The sequence below is a fragment of the Roseovarius dicentrarchi genome (assembly GCF_003316635.1).
GTDB lineage: Bacteria > Pseudomonadota > Alphaproteobacteria > Rhodobacterales > Rhodobacteraceae > Roseovarius > Roseovarius dicentrarchi.
The window spans coordinates 1-3,195 of record NZ_QNQP01000054.1 but is presented as its reverse complement, the minus strand read 5'-3'; the positions used below and the strand labels follow the sequence as shown (position 1 = coordinate 3,195).

Annotated in this window: 3 protein-coding genes and 2 pseudogenes; 3 read left to right on the top strand and 2 right to left on the bottom strand. The window is 55.4% G+C overall.

What is annotated here, in order from left to right:
• Positions 1 to 131: pseudogene (locus tag DQ230_RS16675) on the bottom strand (IS5/IS1182 family transposase); the annotation flags it as partial.
• Between the two features lie 322 nt (positions 132 to 453).
• Between DQ230_RS16675 and DQ230_RS17470 the strand changes: the two are divergent.
• Complete coding sequence (locus tag DQ230_RS17470; RefSeq protein WP_275263553.1) at positions 454 to 579, top strand: hypothetical protein; 126 nt, start codon at positions 454 to 456, stop codon at positions 577 to 579.
• A gap of 136 nt (positions 580 to 715) precedes the next feature.
• Positions 716 to 1,078 carry a hypothetical protein gene (locus tag DQ230_RS16665; protein ID WP_338050527.1) on the top strand — a complete coding sequence of 121 codons (363 nt, stop codon included), beginning with the start codon at positions 716 to 718 and terminating at the stop codon, positions 1,076 to 1,078.
• A 48-nt stretch (positions 1,079 to 1,126) separates the two neighbouring features.
• On the opposite strand, the gene DQ230_RS16660 is transcribed toward DQ230_RS16665, so the two are convergent.
• On the bottom strand, positions 1,127 to 1,792 hold the full coding sequence (locus DQ230_RS16660; protein ID WP_113913680.1) for a L,D-transpeptidase: 666 nt from the start codon (positions 1,790 to 1,792) through the stop codon (positions 1,127 to 1,129).
• Positions 1,793 to 2,185: 393 nt separating this feature from the next.
• On the opposite strand from DQ230_RS16660, the pseudogene DQ230_RS16655 reads away from it, so the two are divergent.
• Positions 2,186 to 3,064 (top strand): annotated as a pseudogene (locus DQ230_RS16655) (ISNCY family transposase); the annotation flags it as partial.
• Positions 3,065 to 3,195: the final 131 nt, after the last annotated feature.

The following is a 3,195-nucleotide window of genomic DNA, read 5'->3' as shown; positions in this document are numbered from 1 at the left end:
TCGGCATCCAGACTGGCCACCGCGTCGTTAACAACCTGCCTGATCTTGCGCAGCGGATGCCGCGCTGGGATGCGCTCTTCCAGATCGACATAACTGAAAAGCGACCTGCTCGTCTCGTCTGTCCCGCGCATAATCACCCCCGCCGCTATCGTCCCGGGAGTGAATCATGTTCTCAAATGACTGTCGAGACGTGATTACTTCAGCAGCCTGTTAAGTCTGCGCGTCATTGCCGGAAGTCGGGTGCTACTGGTATCTGCACGTCGGGCTCGTTGAAACGTCCTGGGAGCTCCTGCGAATTTCTGGCGGCAAGGAAGAGCGCCAGTGGTATCAGCAACCAGATAAGATTCTGCGCACGCCGGGGTTCCGAATGTGTTGGCTGGCCCGCCACGTTCAGGCGTCCACTATGTTGAAATTCGCCATGCAGCCCAGTTCAGTAAATTCGGCCTGATGGGCGTGAAACTTGTAGAGCCCCGGTTCATGGTCGGCGAAGCTGAATTCGAGGATACCGCGTTCTGCATGACATTGGCGATGATGTCGGCGGTGCTCAGGGTCGGCGTCAATGTCGTGCCTTGGTTGTAATAGTCGAAGAAACTGCATTGGAGGTGGAACAAGTTGATCGGATCGAACTCGATAGACAGCTTCGACATAGCCCTTACAGCCACTAGAGGTTCAAGTTAAAAATGTGTTGGCTTTTCAACATGATTCCTTGCTAGTCGTGAAGGCGAATATCCCGGCCCTGATCTTTGGCTTAACGAGCCGGAGTGATGGCATTCAAACAATGGAAGGCAGGTTTATGCGAGCGATTATAGAAAAGCGAGCCGTGATGATTGCGACAACACTTTCGCTTACTGCCGGGTGCGCCATGCAGTCAGCTGAAACCGGCGGCACAGCAAACCAAATCGGAAATATACCCGCAAACGTCGTCGCGCTGGCAGATCCTAATCAGGATATTTCCACCGCGCGCCTTTTGCCCGACGATGGCTGTTTCTGGTATGAGCATCGCGGGCCGGTCGAGACGACCCTGGTGCCGCTCCGCAGTCCGGAAGGCAACCCGATTTGCGCCGCACGCGAAGCCTGAGGCCGATCCGGTAAAATACAGGGGCGAGCCCACGAGCGCCCGCATCGCCTAGCTTCGCGGGCTGACGCTGTCCTCCGCTGAGTAAAGAAATGCTGTAGAGCCAATTTCTACGTTGGGGTAGAGTTCGTTGATGTGCGCCATGACCATTCGCACGCAGCCGGAACTCGCAAGACCGCCGATGCTTCTCGCATGCGGCGTGCCATGGATCCGTAGATAAGTATCCCGGTCGCCGACGAAAAGATAAAAGGCGCGCGATCCCAAGGCGTTTTCTGGACCGGGCTCCATGCCATCGGCGACGTCTACGTAGAGTTCCGGATCGCGATCAATCATGCTCTGGGTCGGCTGCCAGTGCGGCCAGCGAACCTTACGCTTGATCGTATAAGTGCCCGGTTCGTAGAGCTTTCCGCGCGCAATTGCCACGCCATAGCGCATCGCCGTGCCGCCTTTTTCGATGTGGTATAGATAGCGAGCCACAGCATCCACATGGATGTCTCCCGGCACGAGCCCGTCGTTCGCGACTACGCGAGTGGGGAGAAAACGCGGATGTAGGCCCCAAGGATTGGAAGTCTCCAGGTTGAATCCGGCCGGCGTCACCTGTGCGTCCCAAGCAGCCTTTTGCGCTTCGGTCGGCCAAGTGTTTGCGAAGACCGGGCTGGCAATCGGCGCAGAGAAAAGGGCGGCAGTAGTCATCACGAAATGACGTCTTGAAAGCATAGTTTACTTTTCCAACTCTGTTAGGCGAAGGCCGCAGTACAAGACACGGCGTTTGGTGTGTCTTAGGACCTCCACCAACTAGAGCTTCAAGGGGTTTCTGTTGAGGTTGTTGCTTGGCCAGCTTCTATATTGATCGTTTTATCGGTTGGCTATGATTGGCATGCATAGAGCATGTCGAAAGGTGATCTTAGCTTTGCAAGATTGTCTATTTTCATCAAACCCAATAGGTATAGTGAAAATTGCAGGCATCGCCGTTGTGCCAACGACCCCACGCCATATATTAACATAACCCAGATTATACGTTTACACACTGTAGCCGCAAAGCGATAATGTCACCCGTGAGCAAAGCAGAAGTGTCACTCTCCTCGCAAAACGATGGGAGGATGAGCGGACATGGGATGGGTGATGATGAGCGAGCGCGAGTTGAACCGTGTGGAAGTATTGGCGCAGGTCGATGATGGTCGGCTGAGCGTCGACAACGCGGCGAACATGTTAGATCTGACGCGTCGGCAGATATTCCGGTTGCTGAAGCGGTATCGTCAGGATGGCGCATCGGCGATCCGGCATAAGGCGCGTGGGAAGTCTCCGAACAACCTGATCCATCAGGCCAAACGGGATTATGCGCTCGGCCTGATCAAGGAGAACTATCCGGATTTCGGGCCGACGCTGGCCGCCGAGATGCTGGCTGAACATCACGGATTCAGAGTCTCGCGTGAGACGCTGCGCAAATGGATGCAAGACGACGGTATCTGGCTGCCCCGCAAGCAACGCCGCAGGTTTCACCAGCCCAGCTTGCGCCGGGAATGTTTTGGTGAGTTGATCCAGATTGATGGATCAGATCACCGTTGGTTCGAGGATCGGAATAAGCCCTGCACCCTGCTCGTCTTCATTGATGATGCCACCAGCACGCTCATGGAACTGCGGTTCGTGAAGTCCGAGAGCACGTTCAGCTACTTCGAAGCACTGGAAAACTATTTGCTCGCATATGGTCGCCCTGTTGCTTTCTACAGCGACAAACACACTGTGTTCCGTGTGGCCAAGGACGACGCCAAAGGCGGTGCGCGCATGACCCAGTTTGGGCGTGCGCTGAACGCGTTAAACGTTGAGATTTTATGCGCCAACAGCTCTCAGGCCAAGGGCCGCGTCGAACGTGCCAACCGCACATTGCAGGATCGTTTGGTCAAAGAACTACGCCTTGCTGGTATCTCGGACATGGAGGCTGGGAACGCCTATTTGCAAGGCTTTAGAGAACGCTTCAACGCTCAATTCGCCAAAGTTGCGCGTTTCGCATGATGGCGGGCACTGATTTCAGCTGATCGTGGGCAGCGATTTCATGGGAAGGCGGGCACCTGTTTCACGCGATCGCGGGCAGTGATTTCACGCGATCATGGGCAGGACTGGCC